The following is a 15,569-nucleotide window of genomic DNA, read 5'->3' as shown; positions in this document are numbered from 1 at the left end:
CCTTGCCGGCATGCGCTACGGGCCTATTCACCCCGACCTTACCGGCCGGGTTGGTGCAGACCTTCAACGGGGCACTCGACTCGACCAAATGCCGAGGAAGCAAAATCGCAATTGCGATTGCACGACGGTGATCGCGCGCGCTAAACTTGAATCGGGTAGCGCTCGTAAGTCGAGGGCGAGCGCTGGGGGAATACGTATGAAACAGCTGAACGTCGAGCTGCAGCACTGCTACGGCATCAAGGCGCTCAAGGAACAGTTCGATTTCGGCTCAGGCAGCGCTTGCGCCATTTATGCGCCGAACGGCGCCATGAAATCGTCCCTGGCAAAGACCTTTCAGGACATCGCGGACGGCAAGGCTTCAGGAGACCGCGTGTTCCCCGAACGCCCATCCGCCCGGAAGGTCATCGACGAAACCGGGACTGAGATTGCCCCGGAATGCGTACTGGTGGTCCGGCCCTACGACGAGGTGTTCGGCCACACCGAGAGGACATCGACGCTTCTCGTCAATGCGCCACTTCGGGAGGAGTATGAAAAACTTCACCTCGACATTGATGCCGCCAAGGAGCGCTTGCTCGCAGCGCTGAAAGCGCAGTCCGGCACCAAAAAGGATATCGAGAAGGAGATATCGCTCACCTTCACGCGCGAGGAACAGCAATTCTATCGGGCCCTGATCCGGATCAGGGACGAACTCGCCTCCCAAAAAGGGCAGGCGTTCGCGGACATCAACTACGACATCATCTTCGACGAAAAGGTACTGACGCTCCTCAACACCAAGGACGTCAAGACCGCGATCGAATCCTACATCAAGAAATACAACGAGTTGCTGGCCGCCTCGACCTATTTCAAGAAGGGCGTCTTCAACTATTATAATGCTGCCACGATCGCGAAGAGCCTCGCGGATAACGGCTTCTTCAAGGCCAAGCACTCCATTCGCCTGAATGCCGACAAGACGATCGACATCGGGGATGAAAAGGAACTTGAGAAGCTTATCAAGGCCGAGAAAGAGCAGATTTCCAGCGATAAGGACCTGCGCAAGAAATTCGGCGATCTGGAGAAGCTCATCCAGCGCAATGCCACCGTGCGGGAATTCGATGAATATGTCTCCAACAACGAGCACATTCTGCCGGAACTCTCCAATATCGATAAATTCCGGGAAGAGGTCTGGAAATCCTATCTGAAGGCCAACTGGGACGCATATGTCGACGTCGTCGATAAGTTCCAGGCTGCGGAAAAGCGGCGGGCCGAGATCGAGGCTCAAGCCGCGGCCGAGCGCACGCAGTGGGAAGAGGTCATCGACGTCTTCAACAGCCGGTTCTTCGTGCCGTTCAAGCTGGAAGCCAAGAACCGCCTTTCGGTGATGCTCGGGCAAGAGCCCATGCTGTCACTCGGGTTCCGCTTCGAGGACGGCAAGGATTCAGCGGAGGTCCAAAAGGAATCGCTGGTCGAGGTCCTCAGCACCGGCGAGAAGAAGGCCCTCTATGTGCTCAACGTCATCTTCGAGATCCAGGCACGCCGCAGATCCGGGCAGAAGACCCTGCTGGTGGTCGACGACATCGCCGACTCCTTCGACTATAAAAACAAATACGCCATCATCCAGTACCTGATGGAAATCGGCGAGGACGCGATCTTCACCCAACTCATTCTGACGCACAACTTCGACTTCTTCCGTACCATCAACAGCCGGCTGCTCGTCCCCTACTCGCAATGCTACATGGCGTCTAAGAGCGAAGCCGGCCTGCAGCTGGCGCGCGCCTCCGGCATCCAAAATGTGTTCGTCCGCGACTGGAAAAAGGCGTTTTTCAATGATCCCATGAAGCGGATCGCGTCGATACCGTTCATGCGCAACCTGATCGAATATACCAAGGGTGAAGATGACCCCGATTACCTGCGCCTGACCTCCCTCCTCCACTGCAAGGCGGATACGGCCTCGATAACCGAGGCCGATCTCGACAAGATCTACACCGGGCTGTTTGGCGGCACAGGCGCCTGGAAAAAACCCGGTGACACGGTGATGGCCTAGATTCAGGCGCAAGCGGCACAATGCATCAAGGATGGCAGCACCTCGAAGCTTGAGAACAAGATCGTGCTGTCCTTGGCCGCGCGTTTCTCGGCAGAGAGCTTCATGGTCAAGAAAATCAATGACCAGAAAAAGGTTGACGCCATCAAGGCGCTCCAGACCACCAGGCTTCTGTCGCTTTATCAGGCGTGCAAGGATTGCGACGATGGCGCCGTGCGGGTCATTCAACGGGTCGTATTGATGACGCCGGAAAACATCCAACTGAATTCGTTTATGTACGAGCCCATCCTGGACATGTCCGACGACCACCTGCGCGCCCTCTATCAGGATGTCAGCAAGCTGAGTTAGCGCACGGCGTAGCCGTTGACAGCGACCTATAGATATATTACTATAACCCCGTGAATGATCTACTGCGCACGATCAAACCCACGGTTTTCGTGGGTTCGAGCAAGAAGGACCTGCGGGCTTTTCCCGCGGCCGTCCGAAGCGAGATCGGCCAGTCCCTTTTCGAAGCGCAGCTCGGCGAACACCCGCGCAATGCGAAGCCCCTGAAGGGCTTCAGCGGCGTTTTAGAGATTTGCGACAACTTTGACGGCGACACCTACCGAACCGTCTACACAACGCGGTTGGAGGGTGTCCTGTACGTCCTGCACGCGTTCCAGAAGAAGTCCACCAGCGGCATCGCCACGCCGCAGCGGCACATTGACCTGGTCCGGCAGCGCCTGCGCGACGCCGAGGCCATCCACAAGGCAACCAAGGGAGACCGATGATGAGCACGAAGAAGAAGCTGCCCGCCCATAGCCGGGGCTCCGGCAACATTTTCGCTGATCTCGGCCTACCGAACGCCGAGGAGCATCAGCTCAAGGCCGCTCTCGTCGTTCAGCTGAAACGGCTGATGGCTGATCGGGAAATTACCCAGACCGAAGCCGCCAAACTGGTCGAGATGAAGCAACCCGACCTGTCCAAGCTGCTGCGGGGGCATTTCAAGCTGGTTTCGGTGGAAAAGCTGCTGCGGATGCTGACAGCGTTCGATCAGGATGTCGAAATCACGGTAAAGCCGCATCGGAAGCGCGGCGAAGCCGGCCGGATCACGTTTATTCCGGCCTAGCGAGACCAAAGGGAGGGTTCATGACATTCAAGGCGACCGCGGCTGGAGCCGCGCATGAACCCACCCTGCATTGCCCCAATTGCAACCACGAGATCCGGCTCACGGAATCTCTCGCGGCGCCCTTGCTCTCGGAGACACGCCAACGTTTCCAGGAACAGCTCGCCAGCAAGGACGCGGAGGTCGCACGAAAGACCGAAGTGCTCCAGCAAGAGCGGGAAAAGCTTCAGAAGGATCGTGAGCAGATCGCGGACCAGGTGGCCAGCCGGCTGGCGGCTGAGCGCAGTCAACTCGTCGCTGCGGAAGCCAAGAAAGCCAAAGATGCAGCCGCAGCTGAACTGCTAGCGCGCACCAACGAATTGGCCGAGCTTCGGCAAATGCTGGAAGCGAACAACGCCAAGCTGGCGGAAGCGCAGCAGGTGCAAGCTGAGCTGCTGCGCAAGCAACGGGCGCTCGACGAAGAGAAGCGGGAGCTTGATCTGACCGTCGAGAAGCGTGTCCAGGCCTCGGTTGAACCGATTCAAACCAAAGCGCGACAGGAAGCTGATGAAGCCGCGCGGCTGCGCGTCGCCGAAAAGGACCAGACCATCGAGTCGATGACACGCACCATCGAAGAGTTGAAGCGGAAGGCGGAGCAGGGCTCACAGCAGTCGCAGGGCGAGGTCCTCGAACTGGAACTCGAAGAGCTGCTTCGCGGCCGCTTTCCAACCGATACGATTGAACCGGTCGGCAAAGGCGAGCTTGGCGCGGACGTTATCCAGCAGGTCAACGGATCGATCAGCCAACCCGCCGGCATCATCCTTTGGGAGACCAAGCGAACCAAAGCCTGGAGCGACGGGTGGCTGGCTAAGCTGCGTGACGACCAGCGCCGCTCCGGCGCTGACGTCGCTCTGATCATCTCCCACGCCCTACCCAAGCATATTGAGCAGTTCGACCTGGTGGACGGTGTCTGGGTGGCTCATCCTCGCTGTGCGCTGCCTGTGGCGGTCGCGCTCCGCCAGGCTCTGATCGACGTCAGCAGTTCACGACTGGTCCAGCAAGGTCAGCAAACGAAGATGGAGCAGGTCTACAACTACCTGACAGGGACGAAATTCAGACAGCGGGTGGAAGCCGTCGTTGAGAAGTTCGACGATATGCGCGAGGATCTCGACAAGGAACGGAAGTTCATGGGTCGGCAGTGGGCGAAACGGGAAACCCAGATCCTAGCGGTTATCGACAGCACGGTGGGGATGGTCGGAGACCTACAAGCCATCGCGGGCAAGGCCATGCCAGAGATTCCGAGCTTAGACCTGCCGCTACTGGAAGACAGCATGAGCACGGAACGGGAGGCCGGATGAGTTGGCGGGGCGTATCCAGCATTGCGCTAGCGGGATTTCAGAGACCAACGGGGTAACAACGCGAAAGCGTAGTATTGGAGTGCGTTGACCATGGCCGGCTTTGAGCGCCATCGACTTTTTCCGTACTATCTCAACAGCCGGCGCCTTGGCTTACTCGCTGACGTTAATTTCGCGATCGAAGCGCAAAGCCCGCTCGTCGAGAATTCGGGCGATCGGGTACTTGCAATGAGAGACGTTGCCGCGACAGCTCAAGACCTGTTGCGACAAGGTCGGTTTTCAAACCTCGCCGAGGTGGTTGCCACCAAGGATGTCGACGACAAACGCATTTTGGGTTTCGTCTGGGGCGTCTTCACGTTTTCCGGCGCAGCCGAGGCGATCAGGCGGGCACAAGAAGGAAAGCCGCCTAGGAACGCCACCCTGAAAGCGGCTATTCCTCTAGCGGCGACCGAGTTCGACATGCTTGGAGAGATGAGCATCGATCATTTCTTCTCGACAACCTCTGTCGGGGTATTAAAGGGCAAGAAGCGCATGCTTGTTGCCGGTCATTTCGAATTTCACGGACATAGAGTTGAGGTTTTTCCTTACATTATCGGCGAGGAGATCGAAGCTGCCGGTCCCCTTCCGATGCCTATTGCAACGTCGATCCGCGTCTATGCGCAGGACATCGATCAATTCTCACGGGTCGAGCACAGTCCCCAACCAACAGCAGCCGACCTCAAAGCAATCGAGAGCATGCCTGAGGTAGCGGTGAAACAAGCCTTCGCTGACATTATCGGGGAGCCTTATGTATCGAAGGATTGGGGTGGCGAGAAATCCGACCTGCAGACCGCGCGTTTGACGATCGAAGACGAGCCGACATCGGCAGCCTTTCTATTTAAAGGACCGTCCGTGTCTGGCCCGCTCCATCCCGGCAACATGGGCAAGCGTGGCAATCAACTGATCCGCGCTTTCGATGAACCTGCGAGCGGTTCATGCCCAGCCGGCTGCACACCTCATCAAGTTGCTTGAGGCGTTCGTCCGAAAGTCGAACTGAAATCACGCGCTTGGTCATGCCCAAAACATACGGGCAATTCCTAAATGAAAGCTTGGAGGCTTCGCGAATCATTGAAAGCAGATTTTCGAAGATTCGACGCTCTCGGATATCACGCCGCACTCTTACGCCACAGCTTCGCGAATGATCTCGGCTTCACAGAGTCACCATCGCCGCGCTCGTTGGCCATGAAGGACTCTGTCACCAGAAACTAAATCCGCACGCTCGACATAGCTCTGATTATGGCTGCCGACACGATCGCCGGCTATGTTGAAGGACTGCTTGACGGAAAGGCGCTCACGGACACGCACTCCTTGCCGCCGAGCGCCGCGCGCGGGGACGCGCCGCATTCCATGGCACGACCTCGACGCGCGCGCCGGCGAGATAGTTGGGCTTGGTGGACGAAGTGGTCGGCAAAGTAGCGCTGGCCATTCGAAACGTCCCGCCGCTGCCGCGGCCGAGCCGTTCGGAAGATGATCTTGTTGTCGCGTTCGACGAACTGATCGACCAGCTCGGGCGAATTATCATCCGGTTGGCTCTTTCCGTGCTGAAAACGCATCCGGCGAAGCACGTCTCGCGGAAGTGGGGCAGCGAGGCCGCCATATCAGCCGCGCAAAAATTCGCGGCACTCGCGGCCCATCCCTACGCGTCATTTGACAGTCTTCCAAATCCTGCTGACTGCAGCCTGGGGTGGCTTCTACGCTAGCTTTGTTCTAGGGCAGCGAAACCGCATTCTGCCTCGACTTTCAAGTCCTCGTCCAGGTCGGTCGCTTTCAATTGGAAAATCAAGGTGAGCCGGTTGTCAGGGCGGATTGTGCGGGGCTAGAGTCACGGAGTGTCTCTTATTGGCTCAGCACGGGTCTCATCGCGTTGTTCTCGGCGTGGAGCCCCGCGAGCTGATCGTTGTACACCATGACGAGCGCCGCACGTCTGATTTCGCTCAACGATGTCCAGTTGATGACATGCACGTCGGAAATCCGCACGCGCCGTGCGCCGAAGCGTACTATTTTGGCACTATTATTCCAGGTTCGCCTGGCACGCCGGTTGCTGAGAGACGTATGAGCTTGGCGGCCTTAGTGACGGCCCTCGCGAAGACAGCTTGGTCTTGACCGGTAACTCGCACGAACGGCGCATTCTTCCGTCCGTGTGTCTTTTCTGTAGGCTTGGAGGTCTAGCGGGCTCGGCTCCAAGCGCGAAGTTTCGTGGAGATCATGCCGTGACCCGTGAAGAGGCTTTGCAGAACGCGATAGCGGCGCTCCGAGACTGGTCTGACGGGAAGACCGAAACGAGCGCCGTGCTTGCCGCGATCGCGGAGCTTATGGCGACTAGGCCGTCACCTAAGCCACCTCAGAACCAGAACCTCTCGTTATAGGCTAAAACTGAGATGGCAGCAGGATGATGGCTTCGATGTAGATGGTACGAGAGGGCCACGGGCTTGGTACGGACCGCCTACGCACTGCGCTTGAAGCGTATAGGCATCCAGAACTGCCGCAGGGCCTCGATGGTTGCTGGAATGTCGCGCCAGGCGTTTTGCACGATAGGCTGCGTTCACAGCGTGCGCCGGGCCGGGGGTAGCAAGGGCCGACCGGCGTCGTCGATGCAATGGACCAAGATCGGCCGCAGCATAAGGTGTTCGGTTCAGTTCGCGGAGAGCAGCCGCGACCAGACGAGAAGCCGAAGCTTCATGACGGTGTAGAAGCCCATGCACCAGGGCTGCGGGTCGACTTCGGCGATCGCCGAAAACTCCTCGGTGTCATGATTGAAGGCGTCGGGATCTACGCCGAGGAGCGGGCACCCCATTCCTCGGAGGCCATCGAAACCGGCCCGGCGACCACCGCGGCCACAGCGCCGTCGAGCATGGAGAGCGACGCCGCCCGCGGATGCCGAAGCGTCGGCGACCTGGCGCGCTCGCTCATCCATTGTCCGAGCCGTTCGAACGACATGGCATGGTCCGCATCGTCGTCTTGCGTGCTTTTCGCGTTCCCCGCCGTTGCTTCGGCTTCGTCATGCCACGGCTCGCTTTTCGGCTTCGCGTGCGGCCTTCCAGTTCCAGGCCAGAAGTTCGTGAAGTTATCCGGTCGGGATGGAAGTTCGCCGGATCCAGGTGCGGCGGGACGAAGGCATACACACCCGGCGCGACATGGCGTATTCGTCCGGAGGCGGCGTAGTACTTAAGCAAAAGTCAACGGGATAGCTACCAACGGATCCACCTCTCCATATCGTTGGGCGATGTCCGCAGGTTACGCATCGACCTGGATATGATGGTCGATCCAGAGGCCCGCTCGATCGAACAGCCGGTGAGTGTCTCGGTGCGGTCGATGGCGTCCCGCAAGGTGTGACCGTCGTATGGGTTGTCGGGCAGTGCCTTGGCGTGCGGCACGAACAGGCCACCGGGGGCCCGGCGGTTGTTGGTGACGATGGAGGCCTTCACGCCGAACTCGTAGGGCGCGGCGGCCTTGCCCTTGCCGATGCACTCCACCTCCGGGGCATGGAAGGAATAGAGCTTCCAGCCACGCTGGCGCTGCTGCTGCGAGCGGATCTGGCTGGCTCGGCCAAGCGAGAGTGCGAACGTCTCCTCTGCTGGCTGGCCCTCGATCTTGCGACGGATGTCGCGGATGATCCGGCCCAGCCGGCTGCGCAGGATACGCAACTGCCGCTGATGCCGCCCGAACTGTTTGGCATGAGCGTAGCGACCCGCCATCATCGCGGCTGCCTTGGCCACGCGAGCATAGGATTGCCGCAGCCTGACGCCGTGCTGTCTCGCCAGGCGGTTGAGCCCCCTGATGGCCGCATGCAAGAGCTTGGCATCGGTCGGAAAGCCGATGGCCTTCGGTTGCACCGTGGTGTCGACCGTGACCCGCTTGAGGTCCTGGCTGCGCAACGCGCCGGCCTCGTGCGCCACCCGCAGGCTCTCAGCCAGCAAAAGCTCCAGCTTGTCGCCGAGCCGCTTGCGCCAATGGCTCAGGTCCGAACGCTCGTGCGGGAAAGCGTGTTGGAAGAACTCTTCGCCCGTGAAGAACTGGAAATACGGGTCGTGGACCCAGCGCTCGCACACTCCCTCATCGGACAGTCCGTAAATGTGCTTGAGCAGCAAAAGCCCGATCATGAAGCGGGTCTCGATCCCGGGCCGGCCGTTCTCGCTGTAGAGCGGAGCGATCTCGCCGTCGATCCAGTCCAGTCGACCTTGCCGGCGAGCAGAACCAGTTCGTGCTTCATGTTGATGATCTGGTCCAGCCGCGCCCGGAACAGATCATTTGATCCCGTCGTCTTGTGCTTCTTCGGTCGCATCGTCCTCTCCGATGCACCACAGAATCACGGCTCGCGACAAAGGGGAAGCCACGAACGAATTTCCGGGGTTTGTAGGTCTCAACCCTCCAATCCCTGCAATCTCAAACGGCTCTGAATCGAAAAAACAGACTCCAGCTCAATCGCTTAGAGCCTTGTTCACGGACAACTGCTTACTGTCGTGGTCCGGCGCGTCGGATCTGATGCCGTATGGGCGCTTCGCACAGATACATGGCTCCTACGTATACACATCCGACGGTTACAGCGACGCAGGTCTCGCCGACGCGGTATTCTTGGCTTGCATCACAAACGATGGCATCGGAGCGAAGCAGATTGCGAAGGTACTTTCGTGACTGCGGCAGGCACTTGGGAGTGTGTGACGACCTCAACGGCGATTTCGGATGAATGGCTTGATAGGCCGTGCGTAGGAGCAATAACGCGCTGCATCGCAGAACCGACCGTCGATCCCGATGTCACTATCGCAAGTGATTGGCTGGAATGGATGCCGCTGGACCTCGTTCAGGACGATCCGTTTATCTGTGTCACACTTGGGCGATGGTTGTTTCCCGGCCAGAGTAAGGATGGATCTGCGAATGTTTGGGCTAGCCACGCTCCACGAATCCGGACCGCATTTCCGCCGGTGCCGGACGCCACGCGCCTAGTGTGCCTCGCCGGTGCCTGGACTGGTGCTCCCAGCCTCATCGGCCCACTTCGGAAAGCCAATGTTACGGCGCCGAGCACCGTCCTCGGAGAGGTCTTCACATTCGCTGCGCATGTTGCACTGCTACAGCGACCGAGCGTCGAGCTGAAGTCGACGATCGATACTTCCGCGACGCCGATCGCGCGTAGTGCGGTGCCTCCGCATTGCGAAATTGACGGGACGCGCATGAGGCTGTTCAGTCCAGAAGCACGTTGTGAAGCCTGGCCGCGTCGTGATCCACGACGCGCTCGCCGTCTCTCATGCAGAGCGCAATCGGATTCTGTTCGATATTCCCTTCCGATGGCAGAGCCGCCCATCAGTCCCGACCGACGAGCGCGATGCACCGGTCGATCCTTACATACCTCTACGGTATGGATGGCCATCCCTATTTTGCTGTAGGCAGCGGATTGCAACGAGACCGCTACGCCACGAAGCAATTTCAGCTACGCGACGGGAGCACCGATTCTGGGTGCTGCGGGTGTTGGTCGAAGCGAGGTCTGTCAACAGACGTTCGGATCACGCGATGCTACGAGGCAAGCCGCATAGGTGGCCAGTGTGACCTATCTCAGCAGAATCCTGACGGGTGCGACCGGCCGCAATGATATTGTTCTTGCGGCGCTGTTGATCACGATCATTTTCCTGATGATCATTCCACTACCGCCAGTCCTTATGGACGTGCTGCAGGCCCTCAATCTAGCAATCTCAGCTCTCCTCTTGATGGTGGCGGTCTATATTAGATCCCCCCTTGCGTTCGTCTCTTTCCCGTCGGTGCTGTTGTTGACGACGCTCTTCCGGCTATCGCTTGGCATCGCCGCGACACGCACCATCTTGCTGCACGCGGACGCTGGCCAGATCATCAAGACCTTCGGCGACTTCGTGGTGGCCGGCAACCTCGTGGTGGGTGCGGTCACGTTCCTGATCATGACAATTGTGCAGTTCGTCGTGGTCACGAAAGGATCTGAGCGCGTGGCCGAGGTCGCTGCACGCTTCTCTCTGGATTCGATGCCTGGCAAGCAAATGAGCGTCGACGGCGACTTGCGTGCCGGCAGCATTGATATTCTAGAGGCACGTCGGCGCCGCGTTGCGATCGAGCGCGAGAGTCAGCTGTATGGTGCTATGGACGGCGCCATGAAGTTCCTCAAGGGTGACGCCATCGCGGGCTTGATCAGCATTGCCGTGAACATCGTCGGCGGGATCACGATTGGTTTGCTTCAAAAGGAAATGGTATTGGATCGGGCGCTCGAGGTCTATGCGATCCTGACCATCGGGGATGGGCTTGTTAGTCAGATACCGGCTCTCTTCACCGCGATCACGGCAGGCTTTATCGTCACGAGAGTAAATGATGAAGATAAAGGCGCCGATCTGGGCAATCCTATTGGCGACTATATCAGCGCACAGCCACGTGCCTTGATCGTTGGATCATTCATTCTCTTCCTGTTTTCGTTCGTGCCAGGCTTCCCTATGACGATCTTCATGATCCTAGCAGTAGCGATTGGGGGCGGCGGCTGGCAACTGCAGCGTATTCGGCGGCCCTCGTCACGGGCATTGGATTACTCGCCGAACCGAAGAGGGATCTTAACGGCGCCGGCCGAATCGGCCGGGCGAGGAGCAGCCGATGATGGCATCACGTTCACCGTACCTCTGATGGTCGACATTGGTCACGACGTTCAAGCCATGATCCAGCGCGATCTATTAAATGAGGAGTTGGCGAACGTGCGGCAGGCACTACTTCTTGATCTCGGTGTCCCTCTTCCAGAGATCAATGTGCGGGTCAACGACAGCTGCAAGGATGGAACGTACATCATCATGGTGAATGAAATGCCCTATGGTGAAGGACGACTGTGGTCACAACATGTTTTGGCGCGCGATACCCCTGAGAACCTCGAGACTATGGGCATTCCATTTGTTTTGGACAGGTCCTTTCTGCCTGAGATTGAAGTAGTCTGGGTAGGCACTGCACATCGCGAGTCGTTGCGAGCTGCCAGCATCCCATTCTTCGAATCGAATCAGATTCTTGGCTACCATGTTAGTCGCGTTCTGCGCAGGCACGCCGAGGAGTTCATTGGCATCCAGGAAACAAAAATTCTTCTGACCCGCATGGAAGCGCCCTTTCCAGACCTCGTAAAGGAGGTGCTGCGTTCAGCATCTCTGCAGAAAATTTCCGAGGTCTTGCAGAGACTGATCTCAGAAGGCGTTTCGTTGCGTAATGCGCACCATCCTCACGGCACTGGCCGCATCGACCCAAAATGAGAAGGACACCGTCATGCTGACCGAGCATGTGCGTTGTGCGCTCAAACGGCAAATCTGTTTCCAATACTGTTTCGGCATAAACCTGCTACCAGCCTACATTCGTAAGCGGAAAAGAGACCCCGTCTGGCGCAAGGGGTGAGCAATCGGCTATCGGCTGCTGAGTTTGTGAGCCGATGTGAGCTTCTATGTCTGCGCCTAGTTCTGGAACTAGAACCTTCCATATGATCGAAGCGGTCGCCGACCGTCTTGAGGGAGCGCCGCGGCAGCTTCGTCGACGCTGGTCGGACGAGTTCAAGGCGCAAATTGTGACAGAGGCGCTGGAGCCTGGCGCGAGCGTATCGGCGATCGCTCGTCGGATCGGCATTCACCCGTCGCAGCTGTTCGCGTGGCGCCGTGACGCTCGGGCGGAACGACATTATCGCGAGCGGCACTCGAGTTGCGGGGGTGAGATGGCGTCTGTGTCAGGCGCGGTGATCGAAATTGCCATTGGCGAGGTGATCGTGCGCGCCGGCGTGGACGTCGACGAGGCGCAGCTACAGCGGGTGATCCGGGCGGTACGTTCGGCATGATCCCCTCCGGCGTGAAGGTGTTCCTGGCCAGCCATCCCGTCGACTTCCGCAAGGGTATCGATGGGCTTGTTGCGCTGGTGCGCGATGCGGGCTCAGATCCGTTCGACGGTGCGCTTTATGTGTTCCGGGCCAAAAGAGCCGACAGAATCAAGATCGTATGGTGGGATGGCTCCGGCGTGTGCCTCTATTTAAAACGTCTCGAGAAGGCGAGGTTCTGCTGGCCGCGGATCGGACATCATCGGGTACAGATGAACCCCGCGCAGTTGATGGCACTGGTGGATGGGATGGACTGGAAGCGGGTCCGGACCGTGGCGGTCAAGCGGCCGGAGATTGTTGGGTAAAAGCACTGCGGCGAAGTGAATCAGCGGCCTGAAAGGGCAAGAGAAACGGAGCAAAATGTGCTCTGGTCGGGTCAATGACGCCGCCTGATCTTAGTCTCCCGAATGACGTAGAGACGCTGAAGGCCATGGTTCTTGCCATGGCCGAGAAAGCGGCCCGCGCCGATGCTCTGGAGAGCGAGGTCGCCGATCTCAAGGCCCGCAGCGCCGATGCCGATGCGCGCATCGAGCGGCTGACGCAGATCCTGAAGGCCTTCGACCGCGCCCGGTTCGGCCGACGATCGGAAAAGCTCGGCTCGGCGAACGGCGACGATGAACAGCAGGCCTTCGTCTTCGAGGAGATCGAGACCGGCATCGCTGCGATCAAGGCCCAGGTCGGCAAGGGCCGTGCGCAGGCGGATGGCACGCGTGCACCGCGTCGGCGCAAGGGCTTTGCGCCCCATCTGGAACGGATCGAAACTGTCATTGAGCCGCACGAGCTGGCTGAGCATGCAGGCAAGCAGAAGGTGCTGATCGGCGAGGACGTGTCGGAGCGCCTGGATGTGGTGCCGGCGAAGTTCCGTGTGATCGTCACGCGCCGTCCCAAGTATGCCTTCAAGAACGCGGACGGCGTCATCCAGGCGCCGGCCCCGGCCCATATCATTGAAGGAGGCATTCCGACGGAAGCGCTTCTGGCCCAGATCGCCGTCGCCAAATATGCCGATGGCCTGCCGCTCTACCGGCAGGAGGCTATCTACGCCCGCGATCATGTCGAGTTGGACCGCCAGCTGATGGCACAATGGATGGGCAAGCTCGGCTTCGAGCTCGAGATCATGGCCGACTACATCTTCAGCGAGGTCAAGAAGGCCGAACGGGTCTTTGCCGACGAAACCACTTTGCCGACGCTCGCTCCGGGCTCCGGATCGACAAAGACGGCCTACTTATGGGCCTATGCCCGAGATGACCGAACCTTTGGCCGCAACGGTCCGCCGATGGTGGCTTATCGCTTCGAAGACAGCCGCGCCAGCGAATGCGCGGTCCGACACCTCAATGGTTATCGCGGCATCCTGCAGGTGGATGGCTATGCCGCCTATAACAAGCTCGCGCGATCCGATCGCGGCAATGATGGCATCACCTTGGCTGGCTGCTGGTCACACTGCAGGCGCAAGTTCTACGAGCTGCATGTTGCTGGGAGCTCAGAAGTGGCAACGGCGACGGTCGAGCGGATGGCGAAGCTCTGGCAGGTCGAGAAAACCGTGCGCGGTCAAAGCCCCGACGCTCGCGTTGCCGCGCGCCAGCAAGCCTCCGCGGCGATCGTCACAGATCTCTTCGATCTCTGGCAGCAGACCTTGCGGCGGATCTCCGGCAAATCAAAATTGGCCGAGGCGATCCGTTATGCCGTCTCGCGCCGTGCCATCTTCGAACGCTTCCTGACCGATGGCCGCATCGAGCTCGGTAGAGTCGACGACTGGCGCGGTGACCGTAGGTCGCGAGGCTTTACTGGTCCGGCGGCTTTCGCCAGTTGCCGGTGTCGCAGTTCGCGCCATAGTTCCGTTTCCAGTCGCCGCTCGTCAAACCGGGCATGCAGATTTCCCGCACCCGGCTTTCACTTGTCTCATCAGGCCTTCGCGCTCGATCGGTCGTTACGACGAGTCGGGACGCGGAAGAGTTTGAGAGTATCATGCAGGTAATCCTGCGGATACTCTTTGAAGCCCCTGCCACGTTTTCCTGCTCGCTGCATCAACCAGTGCCGCAGACGCCTATCGACGTATTGCCTGATGAAGTCATAGGTCTTCATGACAGGACCTTGGTCGAAGTAGCCGCACCAGCCACGAAGAAGGCGACTGATGACGACGACAGTGTTCTCCGGTGTGTCCGGGTACCACTGCGGCGTCGTGCGTTCGTGGATTCGTCGGAGCAATCTCATGACCGCCTTCTTGGACGGACGCGTGCCGATGAAGGCTTGTCCATCCTTTCCGTAGAACCGCCCGATCGTGTAGCCGAGGAATGTGAATCGTTCCGTCGGCAGTAGAGCGATGCGGGTCTTGGTCTCGTTCACCTCCAGCCCGAGCCTGTTCATCAGTACCGTCATTCGCTTCATCGCCGCCTCGGCTTGGCCGGGGCGGCAGCAGATCACGAGATCGTCGGCATAGTTGACGACGTAGGCGTCGAGTTGTTCTTGGTGTCCGTGGTCGCGCCAGGCCAGCAGGAAGCGTCGGAAGTAGATGTTCGCCAGCAATGGACTCAGAGGAGAGCCTTGCGGGGTCCCTTTCTTAAACTTCCGCGCATCTGCCGTCCGTATCGTCCGTCTTCCGCTCTGTTCGATCACCGGAGCTATCAACCAGCCCTTGATGGTCGAGAGGAGTCGTCCGTCGGCGATCCGTCGTGTCAGGCATCGCATCAGCGGACCGTGTGGAATCGACGTAAAATAGTCGCGTAGATCTGCATCGACTACCTCGCGGCGTCCCCGGTCCTTGATATGCCAGAACACACGGCGCACGGCCATCTTGGCGTCCAGCTTCGGACGAAATCCATACTGGTTGTCCAGCAGGTCCGCGTCGAAGATGGGACCGATCACTAAGACCGTGGCCATCATGACGAGTCTGTCACGAATGCACGGGATTCCGAGTGGTCGGCGTCCGCCATTGCTCTTTGGTATCCATACTCTCAGAAGGGGGTTGGGACGGTAGGTGCCGTCCTTCAGCTCCTGTCTGACACTTTCCAACCACTGCTGCTGTCCCTCGGTTTCGATCTGTTCGAATGTTATGCCGTCCACCCCGGGAGCGCCGTCGTTTTCACGACACCTTTGGTAAGCTTCTTCCATGACATCCGGTCGGCAGATTTTGTCCCACAGGGAGTAGAAGCGGTATGCCGGTTCGGTCTTAGCTTTCGCCTGTAGCGAGCTCTGCAGCTTCTGAACGCTTAGTTCCGGTGTTGCTAGACTCATCGTCAATCGCCG

12 protein-coding genes and 4 pseudogenes are annotated in these 15,569 nt (G+C 59.0%); 12 read left to right on the top strand and 4 right to left on the bottom strand.

Going from position 1 to position 15,569, the window contains the following annotated elements; translation table 11 throughout:
• The first annotated feature begins 10 nt into the window (after nucleotides 1–10).
• From ACVWY5_RS05905 to ACVWY5_RS05870, 8 genes and pseudogenes are all read left to right on the top strand, one after another.
• Entirely contained in the window at nucleotides 11–2,020 is a 2,010-nt protein-coding gene (locus tag ACVWY5_RS05905) for a phage infection protein (RefSeq protein ID WP_321177207.1), read from the top strand.
• A gap of 63 nt (nucleotides 2,021–2,083) precedes the next feature.
• Nucleotides 2,084–2,365 (top strand): hypothetical protein, encoded by a 282-nt coding sequence (locus tag ACVWY5_RS05900; RefSeq protein ID WP_321177206.1) that lies wholly within the window; start codon nucleotides 2,084–2,086, stop codon nucleotides 2,363–2,365.
• A 50-nt stretch (nucleotides 2,366–2,415) separates the two neighbouring features.
• Entirely contained in the window at nucleotides 2,416–2,787 is a 372-nt protein-coding gene (locus ACVWY5_RS05895; protein WP_028337979.1) for a type II toxin-antitoxin system RelE/ParE family toxin, read from the top strand.
• Nucleotides 2,784–3,125, top strand: coding sequence for a helix-turn-helix domain-containing protein (locus ACVWY5_RS05890; RefSeq protein ID WP_051376412.1), 342 nt, complete (start codon nucleotides 2,784–2,786; stop codon nucleotides 3,123–3,125). The genes ACVWY5_RS05895 and ACVWY5_RS05890 overlap by 4 nt, the downstream gene beginning before the upstream one ends.
• A gap of 20 nt (nucleotides 3,126–3,145) precedes the next feature.
• Nucleotides 3,146–4,459, top strand: a complete 1,314-nt coding sequence (locus ACVWY5_RS05885; RefSeq protein ID WP_028337981.1) for a DUF2130 domain-containing protein — start codon at nucleotides 3,146–3,148, stop codon at nucleotides 4,457–4,459.
• Nucleotides 4,460–4,549: 90 nt separating this feature from the next.
• On the top strand, nucleotides 4,550–5,467 hold the full coding sequence (locus ACVWY5_RS05880; protein ID WP_028337982.1) for a hypothetical protein: 918 nt from the start codon (nucleotides 4,550–4,552) through the stop codon (nucleotides 5,465–5,467).
• A 79-nt stretch (nucleotides 5,468–5,546) separates the two neighbouring features.
• Nucleotides 5,547–5,797 (top strand): annotated as a pseudogene (locus ACVWY5_RS05875) (integrase); the annotation flags it as partial.
• 86 nt (nucleotides 5,798–5,883) lie between these two features.
• Entirely contained in the window at nucleotides 5,884–6,195 is a 312-nt protein-coding gene (locus ACVWY5_RS05870) for a hypothetical protein (RefSeq protein ID WP_321177205.1), read from the top strand.
• A gap of 932 nt (nucleotides 6,196–7,127) precedes the next feature.
• Here ACVWY5_RS05870 and ACVWY5_RS05865 read toward each other — a convergent pair.
• The 3 genes and pseudogenes from ACVWY5_RS05865 to ACVWY5_RS05855 all read right to left on the bottom strand — a co-directional run.
• Nucleotides 7,128–7,289, bottom strand: coding sequence for a hypothetical protein (locus ACVWY5_RS05865; protein WP_321177204.1), 162 nt, complete (start codon nucleotides 7,287–7,289; stop codon nucleotides 7,128–7,130).
• On the bottom strand, nucleotides 7,265–7,432 hold the full coding sequence (locus tag ACVWY5_RS05860) for a hypothetical protein (protein WP_244481916.1): 168 nt from the start codon (nucleotides 7,430–7,432) through the stop codon (nucleotides 7,265–7,267). Before ACVWY5_RS05860 ends, ACVWY5_RS05865 begins: the two co-directional genes overlap by 25 nt.
• Nucleotides 7,433–7,764: 332 nt before the next feature.
• Nucleotides 7,765–8,777: pseudogene (locus ACVWY5_RS05855) on the bottom strand (IS5 family transposase); the annotation flags it as partial.
• Between the two features lie 1,339 nt (nucleotides 8,778–10,116).
• Here ACVWY5_RS05855 and sctV point away from each other — a divergent pair.
• The 4 genes and pseudogenes from sctV to tnpC all read left to right on the top strand — a co-directional run.
• Nucleotides 10,117–11,863: pseudogene (sctV, locus tag ACVWY5_RS05850) on the top strand (type III secretion system export apparatus subunit SctV).
• 82 nt (nucleotides 11,864–11,945) lie between these two features.
• Nucleotides 11,946–12,293, top strand: coding sequence for a transposase (locus ACVWY5_RS05845; protein ID WP_028352414.1), 348 nt, complete (start codon nucleotides 11,946–11,948; stop codon nucleotides 12,291–12,293).
• Nucleotides 12,290–12,634, top strand: a complete 345-nt coding sequence (tnpB, locus tag ACVWY5_RS05840) for an IS66 family insertion sequence element accessory protein TnpB (protein WP_028338262.1) — start codon at nucleotides 12,290–12,292, stop codon at nucleotides 12,632–12,634. The genes ACVWY5_RS05845 and tnpB overlap by 4 nt, the downstream gene beginning before the upstream one ends.
• A 74-nt stretch (nucleotides 12,635–12,708) precedes the next feature.
• Nucleotides 12,709–14,064 (top strand): annotated as a pseudogene (tnpC, locus tag ACVWY5_RS05835) (IS66 family transposase); the annotation flags it as partial.
• Between the two features lie 164 nt (nucleotides 14,065–14,228).
• Here tnpC and ltrA read toward each other — a convergent pair.
• Complete coding sequence (ltrA, locus tag ACVWY5_RS05830; RefSeq protein WP_028338260.1) at nucleotides 14,229–15,557, bottom strand: group II intron reverse transcriptase/maturase; 1,329 nt, start codon at nucleotides 15,555–15,557, stop codon at nucleotides 14,229–14,231.
• Nucleotides 15,558–15,569: the final 12 nt, after the last annotated feature.

Source organism: Bradyrhizobium sp. USDA 3256 (assembly GCF_054058275.1).
Note: the sequence above shows the minus strand (reverse complement) of the source record. Positions and strands in the feature narration are given on the sequence as shown.